Origin of the sequence: Coleofasciculus sp. FACHB-712 (assembly GCF_014695635.1) — a bacterium.
Taxonomy (GTDB): domain Bacteria; phylum Cyanobacteriota; class Cyanobacteriia; order Cyanobacteriales; family FACHB-T130; genus FACHB-T130.
Genome location: NZ_JACJOQ010000491.1, coordinates 1 through 22,319, shown reverse-complemented (window position 1 = coordinate 22,319; position 22,319 = coordinate 1). Strand labels below are relative to the sequence as shown.

The window sequence follows — 22,319 nt, the reverse complement described above, 5'->3', positions numbered from 1 at the left end:
CGACCCGATGTTGCTCGTCGAACTGCCCAGTGGTATAAAGATGTTTTTGGTGAAGATTTTTATTTAGAAATTCAAGATCACGGTTCTCAAGAAGACCGAACAGTTAACGTTGAAATTGTCAAAATTGCGCGGGAACTAGACATTAAAATTGTTGCGACTAATGATTCCCATTTTATTTCCTGCAATGATGTCGAAGCTCACGACGCATTGTTATGTATTCAGACCGGAAAACTGATTTCTGAAGATAATCGGATGCGCTACAGCGGCACTGAATATCTGAAATCCGCTGATGAGATGAAATATCTGTTTCGAGATCATCTACCGGACGACGTAATTGAGGAAGCGATCGCAAATACCCTAGAAGTCGCAGATAAAGTTCAACCTTACAACATCCTCGGCGAACCTCGCCTTCCCGACTATCCTATCCCAGCCGACTACACCGCCGATACCTATCTCGAAAATGTTACTTGGAAAGGTCTCTTAGAACGCTTTGGTTATCGTTCTCGTGCTGAAGTCGATCCCATCTATAAAGAACGGCTGGAATACGAGTTGAAAATGATGCAGCAGATGGGATTTTCAACCTACTTCCTAGTTGTTTGGGACTATATCAAATATGCCAGAGATAATAATATTCCAGTAGGGCCTGGTCGCGGTTCTGCGGCGGGTTCTCTGGTTGCTTATGCCTTAAAAATTACTAACATCGATCCCGTCCATCATGGGTTACTATTCGAGCGATTTTTGAACCCAGAACGGAAATCTATGCCAGATATTGATACGGATTTCTGCATTGAACAACGGGACAAAGTGATTGAATATGTTACCCAAAAGTATGGCACGGATAGGGTGGCGCAGATTATTACCTTTAACCGCCTCACGTCTAAAGCGGTGTTAAAAGATGTTGCCAGAGTGTTGAATATTCCCTATGGGGATGCAGACAAAATGGCAAAACTGATCCCAGTAGTGCGAGGTAAGCCAACAAAACTCAAGGTGATGATTTCGGATGATACCCCCGCACCAGAGTTTAAAGAAAAATACAATAATGACCCCATCGTTCGCCATTGGATTGATATGGCAATGCGAATTGAAGGAACGAACAAAACTTTTGGGGTACACGCCGCCGGTGTCGTGATTTCAGCAGAACCTTTAGATCAAATTGTGCCGCTACAACGAAATAATGACGGCTCAGTCATTACCCAGTATTTCATGGAAGACTTGGAATCGCTGGGGTTATTAAAGATGGACTTTTTGGGGTTAAGAAACCTAACCATGATCCAGAAAAGCATCGATCTAATTAAGCAAAATAAAAATATTACCCTCGATCCCGATCAACTCCCACTTGACGAAAGAAAAGCTCAGAAAATCTTAGCCAAAAGTGAAGTTAAAAAAATACCCCCGGATATTCAAAAGACCTACGAAGTATTAGAAAAAGGTGAATTAGAAGGCATCTTTCAATTAGAATCTTCTGGGATGCGTCAGATTGTGCGCGACCTGAAGCCTTCCAGCATCGAAGATATTTCCTCAATTCTTGCTCTCTATCGACCGGGACCATTAGATGCGGGTCTGATTCCTCTGTTTATTAACCGCAAGCATGGTAGAGAAGAAATTAAGTATGTCGATCCCTTACTAGAGCCAATTCTGCAAGAAACCTATGCGGTTCTTGTTTATCAAGAACAAATTATGAAAATGGCTCAGGATTTAGCTGGATATTCTCTAGGTCAAGCAGACTTATTGAGGAGATCGATGGGCAAAAAAAAGGTTTCGGAAATGCAAAAGCATCGAGAAGCCTTTATTGATGGAGCTGCTAAAAATGGGGTAAAGGAAAAGATTGCTGAAGATTTATTCGAGCAGATGGTTAAATTTGCCGAATATTGCTTCAATAAATCCCATTCAACGGCTTATGCTTATGTAACTTATCAAACGGCATATTTAAAGGCAAATTATCCCGTTGAATACATGGCAGCTCTGCTGACCTCTAACAGTGGCGACCAGGATAAGGTGCAAAAATATATCACCACTTGTTTGAGTATGAATATTCAAGTGGAGCCGCCAGATATTAATCGATCGGGAGTTGATTTTACACCGCTGCAAAATAGTATTTTATTCGGATTGTCGGCAGTCCGAAATGTGGGAGAGGGGGCGATTCGGTGTCTTTTGGCAGCACGGGAAAGTGGGGGCAATTTTAAGTCTTTGGCTGATTTGTGCGATCGCGTGGATCTTCGCACGGTTAACAGTCGCGCCTTAGAAGCTTTGATCAAATGCGGTGCTTTTGATACCCTCGAACCCAACCGACAGCAATTAAGCAAAGACCTTGAGCTAGTTCTCCCTTGGGGACAAAACCGCGCCAAAGACCGAGCCAGCGGTCAGGGAAATCTCTTTGACTTTGGAAATACGACAACAGAAAGTAGCTTTGAATCTGCTCCCAAGGCTTCAGCCATCCCTGATTTTTCTCAACACGAAAAGTTACATTTTGAGAAAGAACTGCTAGGCTTTTACGTCTCTGACCATCCCCTTAAATCTGTGCGGAAATCCGCTCAAATTCTCGCTCCGATTAATCTTAGCGAACTTGGCGACCAGCGGGAGGATACGACTCTTAGCGCCATTGTGATAGTCAGCGGGATTAAACCCGTAGTCACCAAAAAAGGCGATCGCATGGCGATCTTGCAAATCGAAGACTTAACAGGTCAATCTGAAGCCGTCGTCTTTCCGAAAACTTACGAACGCATTCACTTACATCTGGTCGTGGATAATCGCCTGATTATTTGGGGAAAAGTAGACAGGCGAGACGATAAAACTCAGCTGATCGTTGAGGATACAGAACCCATTGAACAAGTGCGGATGGTGATGGTGGAACTGACACCTCATCAAGCGGGTGACATTGCGGAACAGCATCGCTTGATGACCAATCTCCAAGAACACTCAGGCGATAAAGACAAAGCAAATGTCCCGGTGATTGCAACGGTGAAAGGAGGACAGCGGCACTTAACCGTTCGCCTTGGTCGTCAATTCTGGGTGCAAGACCACAACACAGCGGTTGAGGCGCTCAATTCCGCGGGTTTTCCGGCTCGCGTTCAGCCTCTGATCGCTGTTTGAGATTGGGCGTTGCTGATTTGGTAATGCTATAGCTATTTCACAAGCAGATTCCTTCGTGGAAAAATCATTACTTTTCAGCAACGCCTGAGATTGTTTAATTGATGGCGGTGCCTTCCAAACAGCCATCCCCAAGGCGCTAGCTCTGAGGGGGCTTTTTGGGCGTTGGAGATCCCAGAAACTGACTTTTTAGCTCCTCCAATTCCAGATCGACCTGGCTGTTAGCTTTAGCAGGATTTGAAGATGGAGGTTGTGGGGACGCCGATTTTTGATTTTCGTTTTTGGCGGTGCTACCACCCATTATTTCGGCTTTTAAAGCCTCTAATTCAATATCAATTTGGCTTTTGGATGGGTTAGGGGGCTTGTTGGCAACGGGTGGTGTCACTGGCGATGATTTCAGAGGCTTGGCAGGTGTCGCCGGTGTATGAGAAATTACCGTGACTTGGGCTGGCGAAGGATTCAGGTCTTTCAAGACTTCTTCTACTGATTGATAGCGCCGACTGGGAGCAGTTTGCAGCATTTTGTCCAGAATTTTGCCCAGCGAATCGCTAACTTTAGAGATTAAATATTGCCGCCAAATCCAAGCATCTTCGTTAATATCGTACAAGTCAAACGGAGAGCGCTGAGTTAATAGATGAATGCAGGTGACGCCTAAACTATAAATATCGCTAGCGAAAGAAGCTTTGCCTCTGGCTTGCTCTGGTGCCACATATTCAGGGCTGCCAATGCTGGTTCCCGTTTGGTTGAGGGCGTTAGTGGTGGCAACTTTAGACGCGCCGAAATCAACCAGAACGAGCTTGCGATCGCGACTTCTGCGAATAATATTTTCTGGCTTAATATCTCGGTGAATTACTTGTTGGCTGTGGACAAATTGCAGCACTGACAATAAATCATTCAGCAACTGACGAATTTGAGATTCGCTAAAAGCACCTACTTGTGCCAATTCTTGGGCTAAGTTTTGCCCGTCGATAAACTCTTGCACCAAATACTGGCGATCGTCTTGAGTAAAATATGCCAGTAATTCGGGAATCTGGGAATGTTTACCCAGTTCATCCAGCCGCATCGCTTCTTGATTAAATAACTCAATTGCTTTTTTAACCGTGCTGGTGCCTTGGGCTTGCGGGTAAAACTGCTTGATTACACAACGCGGTTTAGAAGGTTTGTCTTCATCCACTGCCAAAAAAGTTCTACCAAAGCCGCCTTGCCCAATCGGTTTGATGGCACGGTAACGGTCTTTGAGCAGCAACTTAGTGCCGCAAGTCAGGCAAAACTTTGTATCAGAGGGATTTTGAGAGTTTGGGCAAGCTGGATTGAGGCAATAGCTCATAGTGGGAAGCGCTGCAACTGACTAAATCTATGTTGACACTCCTAGCGCTAAAGCCTTGTTTTTTTACGGGCTTTTTCCAGAATTAATGTTTTTCTGGCTGGAATTTTTCTTCCCAATGTAAGAACTCAAAGCCCAAACCCGATCTCTACGGTGTCTCTTCTAAATCTTCTGGCACATCGGTATCGGGCCACAACAAGCGGACGGCAATTAAGGCAAACCCAATGGCTGCGATCGCTTTGAGTAACCGCGCAGGCAACAGCACCGCCACGCCTTCCCCAGCAATGACTCCCAGGAAGCTAGCCAGCAGCAGTGCGGCGATCGTTCCGAGAAACACGGCGCGGGGAGATTTAGAACTGCCACTAAGCGCGATCGCTGCCAATTGGCTCTTATCGCCAATCTCCGCCAAAAATACCGTGATGAAACTAATTCCGAGAAGATGCCAATCCATAGTTGAAGGTTGGAAGGGTTAAAGGTTGAAAGTTTTGAATCGCTGACAGGTTGAACTTTCAACGTGCCAACCTTGCAACGTGAAAATCTTGCAACTTAAAAATGTACGACATCCCACAGCAGCATCACAGAAACAAAGAGCAAACAAGCTCCCGCTGCCATGTCCAAGGTTTTAGGAGACAGCCGAGTTGCCAGCCAGCGCCCCAACAATACACCCACCAAGCTTGTGGCAATCAGTGCCACCGCCGCCCCTGCAAACACCAACCACGGCGACTGAGATTCTGCACTCATCAGCAGCGTTGCCACCTGAGTTTTATCTCCCATTTCTGCCAAAAAGATCGTCAAGAACGTGGAGCTAAAGACTGTCCAAGGCACCCGCTGGAAAAGCTTCACTTTTGGCTTTTGAGATTTAGAATGGCTAATCTTTGAAGAGGGTGAAGGCGCTGATTCAACGGCAGGTACCTGGGCGCTAGGACGCTCTAAGGCAGGCAGGCTAGGAGGCAGTGCAGAAAGTTTCACTATTGAGTTAGGCTCAACGCTAGCTAATTTTCATATTCTTTTCATTTTCTCAGAATATGGTGCAAATATCAACCTTTGGTTGCTTGCAGAAGATTTAAGTTCCTAATCGGTTTCAAAAGCCAACTTCCTGGTTAAATCGGATCATTTCTAAAGAGCGATCGCCATAAACGCCTTCAATCTGTTCGCGGCAACACTCCACCGCAAAGTCATTGAGTTCCTCTGGCTCAATGCCGTACAATTCCTCAAAAACATCTGCCTGCACCCGACAAAAGCGAGGACGATCTAGATAAATCTGACATTCTCTCGTCTCCCGATCGAAATTCACACACCATCCCCCTTCGCCGACCATGCTCAGATATAGCTGTAACTCCTCTGGCATGAGATATTGATCTAAGTCAGGGCGATCTGCTGGATCGAGATGACAGCAGGCTCCACATTGCTTAACACATCGCCAAGTCGGCATTGTTCCAAACCATCTTTCAAAAAGTTCTCGTCTCTTCAGTTTAGACGCGATAAATCGCGCCTTGGAGAGAGGTTTTTCCTTGCCAGCTACAAGAAACGACTTTCTGAGGGTTTTTTGTCATTGTTTATACTTTTGTAAAGTTCTTTAAATAAAAGACGCGATCGCTGGGTAAGATTAGATGGCAAAATTTGCCAATTAGCTATTCAAATCAACACATTGTAAATACCCGTAGAAAGGCAGGACAAATGGAGATTTTCAGCGACTTGTTCAGCGGTTTGAGCAGCATCAACTGGGAAGTCATTGCTCAGCTAGGCTTTGTGGCGGTAATTATGCTTGCTGGCCCAGCAGTTATCTTCGTGCTGGCATTTCGAGGCGGCGACCTCTAAAATACTGGCATTTTGACACAAAATCGTATTTTCAACGCAAAGTACCGCAAAGGATAGCGCAGAGTCTACGCGAAGGATGAGCAGATAGCTTTGGGTAACTTGGCAAATCCCTTTGCGTTACTTTGCCTTAAAAAATCTTATCTCGCTTTCTCAGAAAACTTAGGTATTTTTCCCCGGTAGATCCAGCGCTTGCATTGCCGCTTTAATCAATGGATAAAACGGAGGTTTCGTCACATCAACCTCTTTGGCATTTTCCCGCGTGATTCCGAGTAAACCCATTCTGTGTCCTTGCTGAATCGCCAGAACCTTGCCTTCGGGATTTCTAATTTTTAACTCTTTTAAAGACTCAGAAAGGCTACAGGTATAGCGACGCTGGTTGTAGTGAAACTCAGCTTTCAGACTTGGGGAGAAGGACAATTGATGAGGTTCCCCCGTGGAACGTCGCAGACCTACTAACTCCAGTTGTACCGTGGTGTTGCCATTCCAGGTATTTTGTCGCAGTTTGTAGGCGATATCAACCCGCGACGGTAAAGGGTAATAATTGCCCCATCGCCAAGCGATCGCTTCGATTTTCCGAACCTGACTCCCGTTATCCCCAGAGTCTTGGAATTTTAATTTGACGTGACCCTTCCCGACAATTTTTTGCTCAACTACGCGGACATTCGGCGTCCAGAATACGGGATCGGCGTTTTCAATCCCGCACGGGTGAAGGGCATCAATCTGTTGGTACAGATCAAGATTAATATCGTCGAGGTTAGCCTGAACGTCAATCTTGAGCAGCGGCTTTAGGTGCTGGGGTTCCAGACACTGATGAGCAAAAAGGCTAAGACGCGATCGCAATGCAGGGAGATTTTCGGCTGGCATCGAAAAGCCCCCCGCCGCCTTGTGTCCGCCAAATTTCCCCAGCAAATCCTGACAAAACTGCAAAGCTTCAAATACGTGAAATTCAGGAATCCCCCGCGCCGAACCCCGGACGTGATGCTCATCTTCATAAGTTCCGATAAACACCGGCACGCCGTAGCGTTCCACCAAGCGCGAGGCAACAATTCCAATCACGCCATGATGCCATCCCGGTTGAACCAGCACTAACACCCGTTCTTGCTGGAAGTCAATCGACTTATCTGGAATTTGAGGTAAAACCTCACTGGCAGAATCTAACTTTTTATTCGGGGTTCCAATAATCTGGGTTTCTTCACACCAAGTAACAGCATCCCGTTCAATCTCTTCACAGAGTTGCTGTCGGTGTTTGTTAATTTGTTCGCACTGCATCGCCCGTTCCAGTGCGATTCCCATATCATCAGTTATCAGCAATTCAATCACCGTCTGCGGGTCGGCAATCCGTCCCACGGCGTTAATTCTTGGCCCCAGGCGAAACCCAATATCCTCTGGCTTTAAGGATTGTGGATTTGGGATTTTAGATTTTGGAGTTTCCGCTTCGCTGTTCTCTGTGCCTTGTGGTACTCCCGCTATCTGAATCAGCGCCTGAACTCCCGCTAGTTGAGAATTCGGTAATTGTTGCAAACCCCGCTTCACCCAGCGGCGGTTTACCCCTGTTAACGGTGCTAAATCGGCAATTGTTCCGAGGGTAAAAAGTTCTAATAGTGGCTTCACCAATCCCTTCGTTTGCCCCAGCTGTTGGGCGAGGGTGACAGCCAAGATATAAGCGACGCCAACGCCCGCCACCCCGCGATAAGGAGAAGATTCTCGAATCAGCTTGGGATTGAGAATGGCATCGGCTGGAGGCAGTTTTTCGGGAATATCGTGATGATCGGTGACAATAACTTTGACACCCAGCTGCCGTGCCCGATCGATTGGCTCAAACGCAGAAATGCCGTTATCTACCGTTAAAATCAGCCAAACGCCTTCCCGGTGAAATTCTTCGACAATGCGGCGATTAATCCCGTAGCCTTCACTCATGCGGCTGGGAATCGCATAATCCACCTGTGCCCCTAACCACCGCAGTGCCCGGAGTAAAAGCGCAGTGCTAGTCATCCCATCCGCATCATAGTCTCCGCAGATCGCAATTTTGTGCTGGGATGCGATCGCTTCTTTCAACAACTCCACACTAATTGCCAAGTCGGGAAATTCTTCCAACGGTGAGGGCAAAACCTGAGATTCTGGATCTAGGAATGCTTGTGCCTCTTCTGGCGTCTCAATGCCTCGGTTAATCAGTACCTGACTCAACAGTGGTGAAAGACCCGTCGTTTTAGCTAACTGTTGGGCTAGTTCGTCTCGTACTGGAAATATTTGCCATCGATGATTGGGCAATCGGGCAGGACGAGGGGATGATTCTGAATGAGGACGATCTTGCACAGGCGTCGTATTTCCAGCAGTCTGGCTCAGCCCATCCTATCAGTTTTAATTCGTTAAATGACTGGGTCTATAGGGATATGCGATCGCTTTTAATAAACAGCAACCCGACCGTCATCTCTTAAATAAATTGTGCGATCGCCTGGAGGACGCCCACCAGGACGGACTTCGATTCGTAAAGTTCTGGCATTCGGTTTAGCGAGTCTCACTCCCAGGGGCAAACCCGTCGCATCCCACAGCAAAAGTGATAGATTCGGGTCTGTACCCCCTCCCCTCGTGAAAGACACTACTTGTCCGGGATTGAGGGGAATCGGATCGGTACCCACCACCTTTTGCATCTGAACCAAACTCGATGTCAGGTTTACCACCTCATAGGTGATGCGTTGTCCCGGTACGAACTGAATCGGGGCTGGGGGGCACTTTGCCGCACAAGTTCCCGCCAAAGCTGGTTGGATGTGTGCCACTGCACCAACGCTAAAAGCAGCTACGACTAAAACTGCTGGTAAAAATTTAGACATTAAAGGCTGCGTTGTGACTTGCTGAGAAGTCTGTTCCCGAAAGCTCATTTACTCAAATTCTGTAATCTATTTATCTAAATTTTAAACTTTTTCAGAGTCTTTTGCTTTTTGCTGATACGCTCAAACCTGCTTTTTAGTTTATGTAATTATACGTATACTAAACAATACTTAGTATGAAAAATACGCATATACTAAGTAATACTGAATCCTTGCAGATTTAGCACAAATTCAAGCAAGACTTTTACAGTAAACGCAGCTGGGAATCTGTCGTTGCCACAGATTGCTGACTCGGTTGATTCGTTCCTATCGCTGATGCTTCCTCAATGTCAGAAGCGTTGAACCACGCCTCTTCCTCATGTGCCAGTAACTTCTGGGCTTCTTCCAGCATCAAGGCGGCAATATCCTTAAGGTCTTCCCGATTGGCTAAGTAAGTTTTCAGCGCTTCCACAGGATCGGTGCTGGCACTAGAACCGAGTTCGGGCAAGCGAGGACGCGCTAGCTGACTGACTAATTCCGCCTGAATTGTGTAGGTGTGGGCGTCACTTAAGCTAGCGTGCAGGGCATTATTATCAATCAAATCTATCTGCTCGGAACGCAGTTTGTAGATTAGCCGCACGACAGCATCTTTGATATCTTTTTTGCCTATCGCTTTGATTAAAGCGGCTTGCGGCTCAGATGCATCAGAGACATCCACTTCGATAGTCCGGAAGGGGCGCACCGGAAGAGGACAAAATTCCCACTGGGCGTTGCCTCGTTCCAGCTGAATCATCACATAGCCTTTGTCTTCTTTTTCTTCGCTGAAATCGACTCGCTCAATACTGCCTGGGTAGATAACTGGAGGCTGGTTCGACTTGTTGAGATTCTGATGTCGGTGGACGTGCCCCAACGCGACGTAGTCAAAGCAAGGTCGCGTCAGCATCGAGATGGGGATGGTAAACCCTTTGCCGACTGCTAGGAAGCGCTCTGCACCTAAGTTAGCTCGGTCTGCCATCAGGTGAGCTAAAAGAACGGTTGGTACTTCCGGATCTAGACGCCGGATTTCTCCTTCCAGGCAAGGCTCAAGACGCTTAATTAATAACTCGTTGACTTCGGCTAGAGACAAATCTTCAGTTTCCGGGCGCGTCAGCAGGGCGGAACGGGTGAGCCAAGGGAGGGTAATGATTTGGACGGGACCGCTGCGGGTTTCGATGCGGTGGGTGACGATGCGATCGCCGACAATAAACCCCGGCACTCCCAATGTCCGATAAATACATAAACTCGCGCCTCCCTGCCCCTGAGAATGCTGGTCGTGATTCCCCACCAGCAACACCGTTGGGATCTGGGCATCGACTAAGCGCCGAAACTGGCTGGCAAACGCTTCCTGTACATACGGCGGCGGCGTTGCATCGGGGAAAGCATCTCCACCGAACAAGACCAAATCAACGGGTTCGCCATTCTCTCCGTCTGTACTTTGCCCAATCGCTCGGTCAATACACTTTGATAAAGTATTGACAAAATCCTCAAGCCGTGTGTTTACTCCGGTTTCCGGATTGACCCGTCCGTGGGAGAAGCCACTCCCCATGTGAATATCGGATAGGTGGAGGATTTTAATCATTTTGCTAATTGGTAATTGGTGATTGGTCATGGGTAATTGGTAATCTTCTTGCATTACCCATTACCCATTACCTATTACCCATTAGACATTCTAAATGTGAATTCCACATTCAGTTTTACCCATGCCGCGCCAGCGACCTGCGCGTTCGTCTTCACCCTCAGCAACGGGTGTAGTAATGGGTTCGTCGCCGATGCTGGCATATCCCTGATCGTGCAGAGGATTGTAAATCATGCCATGCTCAGCCACATAAGCCCAGCTGTCCTTGCGTGTCCAGTTGGCGAGAGGATTCACTTTTAGCCGTTGCTGTGAATCTAGTTCCAAGACTGGCATATCCGCACGAGTCACGGCTTGGTCGCGGCGGCGTCCGGTAATCCAGGCAACGGTGCTGAGTTCTGCTAGACCCCGTTGCAATGGTTCAATTTTGGTCAGGTGGTGAAATTGAGTGATGTCCTTATCCCACAGCGCTTCGCCGTATTTAGCCGCAAAGGCTTCGCGGGAGTCTAGATCGGGAATTTTGTAAGTTTGGAGGTTTAAATTGTAAAGTGCCTGCGCTTTAGCAACTAACTCCAGGGTTTGAGGAAAGTGATACAGCGTGTCCAGAAACAGGACTGGCACTGGCGTTGCTGGTTTGAGATCGCGGTATAAAAGATCCGTAATTACCAAATCATCCACATTAAAGGCGCTGGTTTGCACCAGTCCCGTGGGGATATTTGTAACACACCAAGCCAGGATCTCTCTGGGATGAGCTTTGTCAAATTTTTGGTTAAGCTCATCCAGATTAAACGAGGAGATGCTAACGGGAGCTGTGGTGCTATCGCTCATGGTACGTTTCTAGTGAATTTCTGAATTCTTTATTACAAATTATTTTACCTCTTATAAGCACCTAACCCGATCGGAGAACAGGGCTATAAATGAACATCGTGTAAAGAATTGCATGGCATTCGACTGGCGCAGACATGGGCGCGGACAAGATATTACCCCGCCTACATTCCCTCGCCAACATCCTGCTACCGGGAGGAAGGATTGTAGAGGCAAAGCGTAGCCAGTCACAGAATGATTCTGCTGCTTTTTTTTGGGATGGGTGTCCGCTTTGAAGAAAAGATGAGATAACTTCTAATTGTTGAACCGGCAATTGATTTCTGCCAAACTGCACTAGGAGCTATCATCGCCCTATCAAAGTTTTTTGGAGAGATTGAGTGCGGTTAATTCTGTACAGCAAGCCGGGTTGCCACTTGTGCGAGGGGTTACAAGAAAAACTCGAACAAGTTTCAAACCCCCCCATTGAACTGGAAATCCGGGATATCACTACCCGCGAAGATTGGTTTCAAGCCTATCAATATGAAATTCCTGTCCTGTTTAGGGTTCGATCTCAGCGTACAGATCGAGTAGAAGAACCGTTGCCCCGTCCTTCTCCCCGCGCTACGGTGCAACAGTTGGCGCAAATGTTACAGAAATATTTGCTTGTAAAAGATAAAGAATAAGCGCGAATAGTCTTGAGTCGAGCGTCCGCCTGCTAACGATTCGATGACTCATGACTAACGATTAATGACTCGTGACGATTGTGAGGAGTTACTAAAGATGAAATTGCGAGAGTTATTAGCAACCATTCCCCAGATTGAGCAACCCTCTAGTCAGACTGCTCTGGAATTGGAAGTTAAGGGTTTAACGACAAATTCCCATGCTTGTCAACCGGGAGATTTGTTTATCGGGATGCCCGGAACGCGAGTGGATGGAGGGGAGTTTTGGGAAGGCGCGATCGCATCCGGTGCAGTCGCCGCCCTGATTTCTTCCCAAGCTGTCCAAAAACATCCCCCTAAAGGGGAAGACGCCTGCGTAATCCCAGTCGCAGACATGACTCAAGCTTGCGCCCAAGTTGCTGCTGCCTTTTATGGCTACCCAGCGCAACAGCTAAAACTGATTGGCGTCACGGGAACGAATGGCAAAACGACAACGACCCATTTAATCGAATTTTTCCTGACTCGGAGCCAGTTCTCAACAGCTTTATTTGGGACGCTGTATGCCCGTTGGGCTGGCTTTACACAAACCGCTGCCCACACGACGCCTTTTGCCGTCGAACTGCAAAAACAACTGGCAGAGGCGATCGCAGCCGGATCTCAGATGGGTGTGATGGAAGTAAGTTCCCACGCTTTGGCGCAAGGTCGGATTTTAGGTTGTCCGTTTTCGGTTGCGGTGTTTACCAATCTCACCCAGGATCATCTAGACTTCCACCACGACATGGAAGATTACTTCAATGCAAAAGCGTTGCTGTTTAGCCCTGAATATCTCAAAGGGCGGGCGGTAATTAATTCAGATGATTCTTATGGACAGCGATTGATCGAACGGTTAAATCCAGACCAAGTATGGCGCTACAGCGTCAACGATTCGACCGCCGATTTATGGATGAGCGATCTGAGTTATGAGCCAACGGGAGTCAGTGGGGTGATGCATACCCCCAAAGGTGATGTGGCTTTCCGTTCTCCCCTGGTAGGGCAGTACAATCTGGAAAATTTACTTGCCGCTGTGGGAGCAGTGTTGCATCTGGGAGTAGATTTGGAGTTAATTGCGGCGGCGCTGCCCGAATTTTCGGGAGTGCCGGGACGGATGGAACGAGTGCAAATCGGTTCCCAGCAAGAGATTAGCGTTATTGTCGATTATGCTCACACACCGGACAGTTTGGAGAATTTGCTAAAAGCGGCGCGTCCGTTTATTCCCGGTAAGATGATCTGCGTCTTCGGTTGTGGAGGCGATCGCGATCGCACTAAACGCCCGAAAATGGGTCAAATTGCCGCGCAGTTAGCAGACAAAGCCGTTGTTACCTCCGACAATCCGCGGACGGAGGATCCAGAACGGATTTTGCAAGATATTGTCGCCGGGATACCAACCTCGGCTCAACCAGTGGTGGTGATTAGCGATCGCGCGACTGCCATTCATACCGCCATTTTAGAAGCCCAACCGGGTGATGGTGTCCTGATTGCTGGTAAAGGTCATGAAGACTACCAAATCTTAGGAACGGAAAAAATCCACTTTGACGATCGAGAACAAGCACGGGATGCCTTATTAAAGCGGATGCCTGGTTAAAGCAATTGTAGATTTTAGATTTTAGAGTGGAGTGGTTAACTTGTAACTAGGCGCAATTCAATCTAACTTGTTGTCTCTTGAAATGGAGATTGATGGCTAGGAAAGGATTAAAGAGACACTCGCTAGATGGGTAGAAATCAAGATGAAACTATCTCTGGTTTCTCTCAATCTGCGCTCCGCACCGCTGCGCTAAAAGTAGCTATAAAGGAGTTTCCAGTCAAAAGTCTTCAAAACCATCCAAGTTGATTTTCACCCATTTGTTGAGACATCAGTGCATTTAACAAGTCACCTTTTCATCCAAAAGCAACCTCTAAAATCTTAAAATCTTATGGATGCATCCCTTTACCAATTGGCTCTGCGTGTAGAGTCAGCGCCTCAGCCGCTTGCCGTGAGTGCAACTACGCTCAAGTCCTTGCTGTGGGCGCTGATGGACGTACTGATTGACCAACAACTGCCAGCCAAACTCTGGGTAAAGCTACCGCCTGGAGAAGGCTGGCAGGCGCAGATAGAACAATATCAGGAGCGGGGGCAGGTTGGGCATACGATTTATGTCTGTAACGGCAAAGAGGGACGAGAGCAGGAGAGAGTAGAAGCCGGAGAGAGCGATCGCCAGGAAGAATTTGAAAATTCCCCTTATGCACTCACCGGATCCCCAAAAATTTCCCCCACCGCCTCGCAGATTATTCCAGTTCAACTGAAGCCGGAAAACGCAATTTCCAGAGAATATTTTTTGTTAGTGCTATCCGAACGCTTTTGCGGCTTAATTTTGGCTCATCGACCCCGCAGCGCTAAGCCATCTGCCCAGACAACTTCAAAGGATTTGGATCAAATCAAAAATATAGACTCAAAAGAGTTTCTCGCTTCTCAGTACCGGAATAAGAGCGCTCTAGGCAATCCTTACGGGGCACAGTCAGGCGTTAGCGAAAGCGTTTTGGCTTTGCAAAAGCAAATGGCTACAGCAGGCACGGAGGACAAGCGAGGACGACCGCTGCTGACAATTTGCGCTTTTGACAAGCCAGTGATTCAGGAGGTTTTGCAGGGAATCCGACCCGCGATCGCGCCCACTGAAGAGACTCTCCTCAGCAACTGGGACAAGCTATTTACCTTACCGCAATCACCCGATTTAGTACAAAATCGAGCGATCGCATCCATCCTGACTCAGTTACTGGTAAAACAAGTCCAGCAGCAAGAGGAAATCGGGCGGGGTGCTGCCGCCAATCATGCATCAACAACGGAAATCGCCGAACTCCAGCGGCAAAATCAAGCTTTGCTGGATGAAGTGCGCTTTAAAGATGAACTACTAAGCAATGCGCTGTTAGAACTGCGGACGCCGCTAACCAACATGAAAACCGCGCTGACGCTGCTAGAGTCCCCACAACTCAAACCCTCGCAGCGTCAGCGCTACCTGCATTTGCTGCATACACAGTGCGATCGCCAGGTTTCTTTGATTAGCGGTTTGATGGAGCTAGTCCAGCTAGATCGGGCAACTACCCCAACAACTTTGCTTCCAGTGCAGTTGGCAGATATCGTGCCTGGAGTTGTCAGCACCTATCAAGCGATCGCGCAAGAAAAAGGTATCCAGTTAGGTTACACGGTCAGTCCTAACCTTCCGGCTGTCTCCTGCTTAGAGGCATGGCTGCGACAAATTATTATCAATCTGCTACACAACAGCATTAAATTCACTCCCACTGGCGGTCAGGTGGTGGTACGCACCAAGCAACAAGGCGATTACGTACAGTTGGAATTTCGCGATACCGGCATCGGCATTGCCCCGAACGAATTGCCCAAGATTTTTGACCGCTTTTATCGCGGACGCCTAGCACCGGGGGAAGAAGTTTTCGGTGCTGGATTAGGTTTAACCATTGTGCAGCAACTTCTCCTACGTTGCGCTGGCTCTATTTCTGTCACCAGTAAACTTGGTCAGGGTTCTACTTTCAAAGTGTTGTTACCCGTTCACCATTCGACATCTGTTCAGCCGTAAGTTGGGTATCTGAATACCATTGCACGGGATATCTACCATAGATTCATCTATACCATTTCTCAGTTGGCTGGAATATATTACGCTTCTAACGGTAGGGGCTTTTTGATTGTCATGCCCCTACAGATGTATCCCACCCCACCCTGAAATGGCGATAAATGCTTATGTTTCCACCGATTCAAAGGTAATTGACATCGCTGCCAACTCTTGAGTATCGACACGATTAACAACTCCCAGTCCCCGAACCTCTGCCTTCTCACCACCACGACTATTTCCTGCGCCTCGGTTAAAGTCTTCTAACAAACCGTCGATTAACTTGGTTGGTTCCTCACCCAGCGTCATTGGCAACCCTGGTGCCTGTCCTCGCACCCTGGCCACTTCCTGTAATGTCTTGAGCGCTTGCTTAAGAGGAGTACCACTGGCGATTATCAGAACCTCCACCATGCCGACGGGTTTTGCAACTTTAAATCTGAACTTATCTTTTCCCGGTTGCGGGATTTGTCGCGTTTCTCCTGCTTTTATCAGAGTTGCATTCTCTTCCACCGTCCAGGTATTCGGAAAAACGATCGTCATTTCTCCTTCAGGATCGATTACTAAAACGGATACGTGAAGATCCCGATTTTCTTGGTTCGTCACCACAAACTGAAGCGGCGTTCCCAAGGGGAGTTTTAAGTTGTCGGGACCCGATCGCTCGCGGTTGAGGTTTGAGTTTTGAGTTGAAGAATTGCTGCTGTTTTGTGCGCCGCGAACCGGGAAAGTAGTTGCAAATGTCTCGCCCTCCGCTCTTTTCATGGAAGCCACTACATTCAGCCGGGAGGAACCGGGATTGAGTATCATCTTGGCAATGTGAGCTGCTAGCAGTGACTTAAATTTCGGGGTGAGACGGGTGATAGCCGCCTCTATCGATTCACCAGATACACCAAAAGAGCCAGGAATTTGTTCTAGTGCTGGAGTGAATAAGCCGACACTGCCCATATCGGGCACAGAGGTTAAATTAGGAGTCTCTCCATTTTTCTGAAATTGACGATTCTCCTGGGTAATTCGTCCTAAGAGGTAGGCGACATATTCTTCCTGTTGTAAAGGCAAGATTTTGAGGCGCTGGATAGCTTTGAGGGCTTGTTCTGCCTTAGCTGTGTCGTTACCCAGCGATGGATCTAGACCAATCGGTAAAGTCATATCGCTGGGAATCCCGCGCATTCGCTCTTGCAGCAATGTTCCCAGTTGCGGGGGCGAGGAAACCCCGCCCCTTCCTGCATTTAGGAGTTTGCCCCGCGCCGTTAATCCTTTGCGCGAGTTCGCTTCCAACTGTACCAATCCCTGCTCCTTGCCTTGAGCGTCTATCACTGTCAAAATGGCACCTCGATCGAAGGCAGGGATGCTTTGGGAATTGACACCTCCCAACCACAACTGCACCCCATCTCCCTCAACTTTGGTGATTACCGCTTCCGCTGGGAGAGTCTGTTGGTTTAGGAAGTAAGCGGGTTCCTCTTCATTGCTTTTTTGCTTAGCTTCATATTCTGGAATTTGACCCGTAGAAGAAATCTGGTTAGTGGTACGGGCAATATTTGCGATCGCACTCGCCACGGGTTCATCCCCGGTTTGCTGCCAAAGATACTGCGTCATCACATAAGTAAATGCCCCCGCCGCAAAGCCGTTGAAGCGCTGATCCGCCGCCAGTTGCTTGCGATCGGCGGCAGCAATGACGATCCCTTTGGCAACTCCTGCCCTGCGTGCCTGAATATACTCATCCGGGGATAAATTTACCCGCGATAGCAATTGCCGCTGATATTCTTTCTCCACTGGGCTGACTTTAACTTGCACGCCACCATCCAGCGCCCTGACGTTCAAATTCCCCCGTTTCCCGCCCCCAGCATGACAACTATCTAGAACCAGCGTCAGGTTTTCCGTATTCACTGCTGACGCCAGCAAAAACAGCGTGTGTCCTGTGATATCGGATGCAATACCCCCACGGCGACGGGCAACCAAAGGTAGGGAGTTATCGGCAGGGACAATGGTACTGTTTAAACAACTTTCGCTCAGTTTTAAGACCACTTCATCGCATTCTGGGCTGTCATCTACCCGCGAACCGTGCCCGGAGAAGTGAAACACCACAACATCTCCCGGCTTCGCTTGCCCAATCAGATATTCGTCAAATGCACCCAAGATACCTTCACGAGTGGCTTTGGCATCTGTCAGGATATGGACATCCTTCTGGTTGAAGCCAAAGCGGTGAATGAGTAGATGTTGCTGCATTTCCACATCGGTGATGCAACCCGCTAAGCGATCGCTACTATTTTGATAAGTATTAATTCCCACCAGCAGCGCCAGTTTGCGGGGTGTGCTTTGAGCGAGGACTTTGCCATAGCGATCGCCCTTTCGCATCACATCCAGATGGCTTAAACCCAAAGTTGCCAGCGTCGATCCGGCAAATTGCAAAAACTGACGGCGCTTGATGTGAGACATCATCAATGTTTCCTCAAGTGGTGCAGGATGAAAGGCTGAGATTACTGAAATCCTGTGTTCAACGAGCTATGTTGACGACGGCACAGATTAGTGACATGGTTAACTGTGTTCTATTTATATCGGAAGTCGTTAACGATGCGCTGCGCTATTTTAAGTCGTGCTGGTCAAGTTTTGGCAAACGGAAATTTTATCATTCAACAAGATGAAAATGGCGATCTGAGGTTGGATTTCCGCACAGATGGAGGAAAAATCCTCCAAGGAGGAATCATCGAGCCGGATGGCGACTTAACCTCAGCCAGCAAAGTTCTCTATCGCCAGTTTTTTGAAGCTTGGGGAGTCAGCGAGATCGCACTGACCGCTATGCCTAAGTTCTAGCGTCAACTTTGGGTGGAAACTTATTTTATTTGTCAGGTTGGTAATGGTTAATAAAGAATAGGTGGAAGGATAAAAAAACAATTATCCATTACTGACCAATCATCAAAAAAATAATTAACTAGATTCGATTTCACTTATTTTTCCTAATCGTTGTAGAAAAAATTTTGTCATTAGTTAGAAATAAATTCTCTAACAAATCTTTGTCAAGAGCTCAGATGAATATTGCCTTATTCAGCTTCGCCAATCAAAGTAAATGCTGCCCACTGCACGGGATCTGAATATTGTTGCTGTTTCATGGTTGTCAGCATCGCATTTCGCAATGCCGTAGCTTTATCAGCCTTTTGCTGAAGATTTTTATAAAACTCCGTCATCAAAAAAGCAGTCGAATTATCCGGGACTTGCCATAGAGAGACCACCACGCTAGGCACACCAGCGGAAATTAAAGAACGGGATAAACCAATAACACCATCGCCCGTAATGCGTCCTCGTCCGGTGTCGCAAGCACTCAGAACCACTAATTCAGCATTCAATTTTAGATTGAGGATTTCTTCAGCAGTGAGCAACCCATCATTCTGGTTAGATGGAGCGAGAGCGATCGCACTTCCCAATCCCCGGTAATCATCTAGTAAGCCATGAGTAGCTAGATGAATGATTCGCGCTTTAGGCAATGCTTGCGCGATCGCGACTTTGGTGGCTTGGCTACCAGTAATCGCTTGAGTTTTGAGTAGTTTAGCAATATCCTTCGCCTCCTGTTCCGCCCACGGCAAATTAGATAACTGCTGGGCTAATTCTCCAGGGTTCAGCACCACCTTGGGCATGATCGGATTACCCACTACCAACGCCTCTTGTAGAGATGGGATTGATTGTGTCTCCACACGTTGCCTTTGCTGATGAGTTAAATCCAGCACTTGAATTGAGGGAGCCGTGAGAATAGTATGTTTTTCAATCAAGTATTTGCCGTTGGCATCTTGGAGAGCTGGGAAGGGAACTAGGAATAGTTCTGTTTGAGGGATAAAAATTACACGAGCATTTGGATCGGGTGGCAGCTCTTTGGCAATCGGTTCTATCAGTAATTGATGAAGTTGTTGTAACCGTTTAGTTAGGCTTGCTTCCTCTATTAGCGCTACTGCAATGCCACCACGTCCCCTTACGCCCATAGATTGACGGGTGTTGACAACAAGGTTTTTTAGAGAAAAATTCTCTTTTTGCCACAAGGGTTTGAGGTCGCTGCGACGAAATGCCACTTCACCTGTGGGTTTGATAATCCAAATATACAGTTCTGATTCCTTGGTTTGTTGTTTACCTTGAACTTTGACATCTTCGTCAATAATCGAATATTGAACGAGGGTGGCATTTTGAGTTTTGGCAATTTGTTGAATCTGTGAAATCGTTGGCTGTAGATACTTTGCCGGTAACGTCTCTACAGAGTTCGGGGATAATCGCCTTGACAGCAACTCCACAAACGCCCGTGCCCGACCCCGCTCGGCAATTTCCAGTGCTGCATCAGTTTTATTTTGAGCAATGAGGACTTGTTGTAAAGTGCGGTAGGTGCGAGCTTGCTGCTCGAAAATTGAAATTTTATTGGCATCATCGCTGCCTAATCTTTCTCGAAGAGATTCCAAAACTTCAATTCCATCAATTAGAGTTTTCTCTGCTACGGCGAGATTGCCAGATTCGTAGAGAGCAAGTCCTAGATTGTTCAGAGCCGTCCCCTCACCTTGGCGGTCTTTAATCTCCCGTGCGATCGCCAACCACTGCTGTGCGTACTCAATCGCCTTAGCATAGTCACCTAGGGAACCGTAAGCAGCTCCCAGATTTCCCAGAGCCGTCCCTTCGCTTTGGCGGTCTTTAATTGACCGTGCGATCGCTAACCACTGCTGTGTGTACTCAATTGCCTTGGCATAGCCCCCCAGGGAAAGGTAAGCAATTCCCAAACTTCCCAGAGCGGCTCCCTCTCTTTGGCGGTCTTTAATTGACCGCGCGATCGCCAACACCTGCTGTGCGTACTCAATCGCTTTGGCATAGTCCCTCAGGGAAAGGTAAGCAATTCCCAGGTTTCCCAGAGCGGTTCCCTCACTTTGGCGGTCTTTAATTGACCGTGCGATCGCCAACACCTGCTGTGCGTACTCAATCGCTTTGGCATAGTCTCCCAGGTTACGGTAAGCAACTCCCAGATTTCCCAGAGCGGCTCCCTCACTTTGGCGGTCTTTAATTGACCGTGCGATCGCTAACCACTGCTGTTGGTACTCAATCGCCTTGGCATAGTCCCCTAGCGAATCGTAGGCAACTCCCAGCTTTCCCAGAGCGGCTCCCTCACTTTGGCGGTCTTTAATTGACCGCGCGATCGCCAACACCTGCTGTGCGTACTCAATCGCTTTGGCATAGTCCCCCAGGGAAAGGTAAGCAATTCCCAGGTTTCCCAGAGCGGTTCCCTCACTTTGGCGGTCTTTAATTGACCGTGCGATCGCCAGCCACTGCTGGGAGTAATCAATTGCCTTGGCATAGTCCCCCAAGTTACGGTAAACAACTCCCAGATTTCCCAGTACTGCTCCCTCGCCTTGGCGGTCTTTAATTTCTCGATAGATAGTCAGTGCCTGTTGCCAAGACTGTAATGCCGCCTCAAATTGACTGGTCTGAAGCTGCTGAAAACCTTGCTGCAACAGTCGGTCGGCTTCCGCTTTCCGGTCAGCTTGGGTTTGAGCTAACACCCGTGGCGTTCTTAGTGCTGGAAAACTGGTAGCCAAAGGCGTCGAGACAGTGGCAGCAAGGGTGATGAAGGCGATTAGGCTGATTTTACGAGAATGCATCGCTGGCTAGGTAGATGAATGATGTTGTCAAATTGACTGGAATGAAATCAAGCACAAATGGGCTGCGCCTACGGTTCGCCGATAAGGATGAAACCCGCCCAGTTCATTGGGTTGGGGTGCTGTTTCATCGTCGCTAGCATGGCGTTTTGCAGTGCAACTGCTTTATCGGGATTCGATTGCAGATTTTTATAAAACTCGGTCATTAGAAAGGCAGTCGGCTCATCCGATATCAACCCTAGGGGAGCGATCGCGCTGGGAACTCCCGCTGCTAGAAAAGAGCGCGTTAGCCCAATCACGCCATCTTCGGTAATGCGACCCAAACCCGCATCACAGGCGCTCAGGACAACTAACTCAGCGTTTAGCTTCAAATTCAGGATTTCTTCTGCTGTCAGCAACCCATCATCGGTGTTAGAGGGAGCCAAAGCGATCGCATTTCTCAATGCCTCCTCCTCATCGATTAACCCAGTCGTTGCGAGATGAATAATTCGCGCTTGGGGCATTTGCTGCACAATCGCGGTCTCAGTTGCTGCGTCGCCGATAAGCGCTTGGGTATTGAAGAGATTCGCGATCGCGTTTGCTTCCTGTTCCGCTCCGGGAAGTTGCTGTAACAACACCGGCTTTTGTCCTATCTTGGGAGGAACGCGGGGCATCGTCGGATTCCCCACCACCAGCACATCCTTGGCAATCCCTTGGATTCGCTGTCGATGCTTGTAAAGTAAATCCAGCGCCTGAATCGAGGGAGCGGTAAAAATTGCGTGTTGCTCGATTAGGTATTTGCCTTGTTTATCTTGCAGCGCTGCGAAGGGAAGCAGAAACAGGGATTTTTGCGGGATAAAGGCGACACGAGCCTTCGCAGCTTTTGGCAACAATTCGGCAATCGGCTCAACGAGCAGCTGATGAAGTTGCTGTAACTGTTTGCTTGGGCGATTGTCCTGTTTTGTCGTTACGAAGATGCCACTCTTATTTG

Annotated in this window: 17 protein-coding genes; 6 read left to right on the top strand and 11 right to left on the bottom strand. The window is 48.0% G+C overall.

The window, feature by feature from the left end:
* Positions 1-3,090, top strand: a 3,090-nt coding sequence (gene dnaE, locus H6F50_RS16195; protein ID WP_190429483.1) for a DNA polymerase III subunit alpha, incomplete at its 5' end; no start/stop codon positions are given.
* 136 nt (positions 3,091-3,226) lie between these two features.
* On the opposite strand, the gene H6F50_RS16190 is transcribed toward dnaE, so the two are convergent.
* The 4 genes from H6F50_RS16190 to H6F50_RS16175 form a co-directional block, all read right to left on the bottom strand.
* Positions 3,227-4,414, bottom strand: a complete 1,188-nt coding sequence (locus H6F50_RS16190) for a serine/threonine-protein kinase (protein ID WP_190429482.1) — start codon at positions 4,412-4,414, stop codon at positions 3,227-3,229.
* A 145-nt stretch (positions 4,415-4,559) separates the two neighbouring features.
* On the bottom strand, positions 4,560-4,862 hold the full coding sequence (locus H6F50_RS16185; protein ID WP_190414788.1) for a TMEM165/GDT1 family protein: 303 nt from the start codon (positions 4,860-4,862) through the stop codon (positions 4,560-4,562).
* A gap of 95 nt (positions 4,863-4,957) precedes the next feature.
* Complete coding sequence (locus tag H6F50_RS16180; protein ID WP_347275957.1) at positions 4,958-5,284, bottom strand: TMEM165/GDT1 family protein; 327 nt, start codon at positions 5,282-5,284, stop codon at positions 4,958-4,960.
* 208 nt (positions 5,285-5,492) lie between these two features.
* Positions 5,493-5,843, bottom strand: coding sequence for a YkgJ family cysteine cluster protein (locus H6F50_RS16175; RefSeq protein ID WP_190429480.1), 351 nt, complete (start codon positions 5,841-5,843; stop codon positions 5,493-5,495).
* 263 nt (positions 5,844-6,106) lie between these two features.
* On the opposite strand from H6F50_RS16175, the gene H6F50_RS16170 reads away from it, so the two are divergent.
* The gene (locus H6F50_RS16170) at positions 6,107-6,229 is read left to right on the top strand and encodes a photosystem II reaction center protein Ycf12 (protein ID WP_190414819.1); all 123 of its coding nucleotides are present in this window, start codon (positions 6,107-6,109) and stop codon (positions 6,227-6,229) included.
* Between the two features lie 159 nt (positions 6,230-6,388).
* Here H6F50_RS16170 and recJ read toward each other — a convergent pair whose 3' ends face one another.
* From recJ to cysH, 4 genes are all read right to left on the bottom strand, one after another.
* Complete coding sequence (gene recJ / locus H6F50_RS16165) at positions 6,389-8,542, bottom strand: single-stranded-DNA-specific exonuclease RecJ (protein ID WP_190429479.1); 2,154 nt, start codon at positions 8,540-8,542, stop codon at positions 6,389-6,391.
* 89 nt (positions 8,543-8,631) lie between these two features.
* Positions 8,632-9,105, bottom strand: coding sequence for a hypothetical protein (locus H6F50_RS16160; RefSeq protein ID WP_242029064.1), 474 nt, complete (start codon positions 9,103-9,105; stop codon positions 8,632-8,634).
* Between the two features lie 193 nt (positions 9,106-9,298).
* Positions 9,299-10,651 carry an exonuclease subunit SbcD gene (sbcD, locus tag H6F50_RS16155; protein ID WP_190429485.1) on the bottom strand — a complete coding sequence of 451 codons (1,353 nt, stop codon included), beginning with the start codon at positions 10,649-10,651 and terminating at the stop codon, positions 9,299-9,301.
* 90 nt (positions 10,652-10,741) lie between these two features.
* A complete protein-coding gene (cysH, locus tag H6F50_RS16150) occupies positions 10,742-11,473 on the bottom strand; it encodes a phosphoadenosine phosphosulfate reductase (protein WP_190414784.1) in 732 nt (243 codons plus the stop codon).
* A gap of 374 nt (positions 11,474-11,847) precedes the next feature.
* On the opposite strand from cysH, the gene H6F50_RS16145 reads away from it, so the two are divergent.
* From H6F50_RS16145 to H6F50_RS16135, 3 genes are all read left to right on the top strand, one after another.
* Positions 11,848-12,132, top strand: a complete 285-nt coding sequence (locus H6F50_RS16145; RefSeq protein ID WP_190414783.1) for a glutaredoxin family protein — start codon at positions 11,848-11,850, stop codon at positions 12,130-12,132.
* Between the two features lie 97 nt (positions 12,133-12,229).
* Positions 12,230-13,729, top strand: a complete 1,500-nt coding sequence (locus tag H6F50_RS16140; protein WP_190429478.1) for a UDP-N-acetylmuramoyl-L-alanyl-D-glutamate--2,6-diaminopimelate ligase — start codon at positions 12,230-12,232, stop codon at positions 13,727-13,729.
* 328 nt (positions 13,730-14,057) lie between these two features.
* Positions 14,058-15,710: a DICT sensory domain-containing protein gene (locus tag H6F50_RS16135; protein ID WP_190429477.1), complete on the top strand. Its 1,653-nt coding sequence runs from the start codon at positions 14,058-14,060 to the stop codon at positions 15,708-15,710.
* A gap of 159 nt (positions 15,711-15,869) precedes the next feature.
* Here H6F50_RS16135 and H6F50_RS16130 read toward each other — a convergent pair whose 3' ends face one another.
* Positions 15,870-18,173: a caspase family protein gene (locus H6F50_RS16130; RefSeq protein ID WP_242029063.1), complete on the bottom strand. Its 2,304-nt coding sequence runs from the start codon at positions 18,171-18,173 to the stop codon at positions 15,870-15,872.
* 132 nt (positions 18,174-18,305) lie between these two features.
* Here H6F50_RS16130 and H6F50_RS16125 point away from each other — a divergent pair, with 132 nt between their 5' ends.
* Positions 18,306-18,545: a hypothetical protein gene (locus H6F50_RS16125; RefSeq protein ID WP_190429476.1), complete on the top strand. Its 240-nt coding sequence runs from the start codon at positions 18,306-18,308 to the stop codon at positions 18,543-18,545.
* A gap of 227 nt (positions 18,546-18,772) precedes the next feature.
* Here H6F50_RS16125 and H6F50_RS16120 read toward each other — a convergent pair whose 3' ends face one another.
* Together H6F50_RS16120 and H6F50_RS16115 are read right to left on the bottom strand one after the other, a co-directional pair.
* Positions 18,773-21,352 carry a CHAT domain-containing tetratricopeptide repeat protein gene (locus H6F50_RS16120; RefSeq protein WP_190429475.1) on the bottom strand — a complete coding sequence of 860 codons (2,580 nt, stop codon included), beginning with the start codon at positions 21,350-21,352 and terminating at the stop codon, positions 18,773-18,775.
* Between the two features lie 68 nt (positions 21,353-21,420).
* Positions 21,421-22,319: CHAT domain-containing protein (locus tag H6F50_RS16115; protein WP_190429474.1), on the bottom strand; the 899-nt coding region annotated here is incomplete at its 5' end.

Excerpts from the sequence above, each read along its gene's own strand:
- H6F50_RS16135 (WP_190429477.1), top strand. The coding sequence starts at position 14,058 with ATGGATGCATCCCTTTACCAATTGGCTCTGCGTGTAGAGTCAGCGCCT.
- H6F50_RS16160 (WP_242029064.1), bottom strand. The coding sequence starts at position 9,105 with ATGAGCTTTCGGGAACAGACTTCTCAGCAAGTCACAACGCAGCCTTTA.
- H6F50_RS16140 (WP_190429478.1), top strand. The coding sequence starts at position 12,230 with ATGAAATTGCGAGAGTTATTAGCAACCATTCCCCAGATTGAGCAACCC.
- H6F50_RS16185 (WP_190414788.1), bottom strand. The coding sequence starts at position 4,862 with ATGGATTGGCATCTTCTCGGAATTAGTTTCATCACGGTATTTTTGGCG.
- H6F50_RS16130 (WP_242029063.1), bottom strand. The coding sequence starts at position 18,173 with ATGATGTCTCACATCAAGCGCCGTCAGTTTTTGCAATTTGCCGGATCG.
- cysH (WP_190414784.1), bottom strand. The coding sequence starts at position 11,473 with ATGAGCGATAGCACCACAGCTCCCGTTAGCATCTCCTCGTTTAATCTG.
- H6F50_RS16190 (WP_190429482.1), bottom strand. The coding sequence starts at position 4,414 with ATGAGCTATTGCCTCAATCCAGCTTGCCCAAACTCTCAAAATCCCTCT.
- H6F50_RS16120 (WP_190429475.1), bottom strand. The coding sequence starts at position 21,352 with ATGCATTCTCGTAAAATCAGCCTAATCGCCTTCATCACCCTTGCTGCC.
- H6F50_RS16125 (WP_190429476.1), top strand. The coding sequence starts at position 18,306 with ATGCGCTGCGCTATTTTAAGTCGTGCTGGTCAAGTTTTGGCAAACGGA.
- sbcD (WP_190429485.1), bottom strand. The coding sequence starts at position 10,651 with ATGATTAAAATCCTCCACCTATCCGATATTCACATGGGGAGTGGCTTC.
- H6F50_RS16175 (WP_190429480.1), bottom strand. The coding sequence starts at position 5,843 with ATGCCGACTTGGCGATGTGTTAAGCAATGTGGAGCCTGCTGTCATCTC.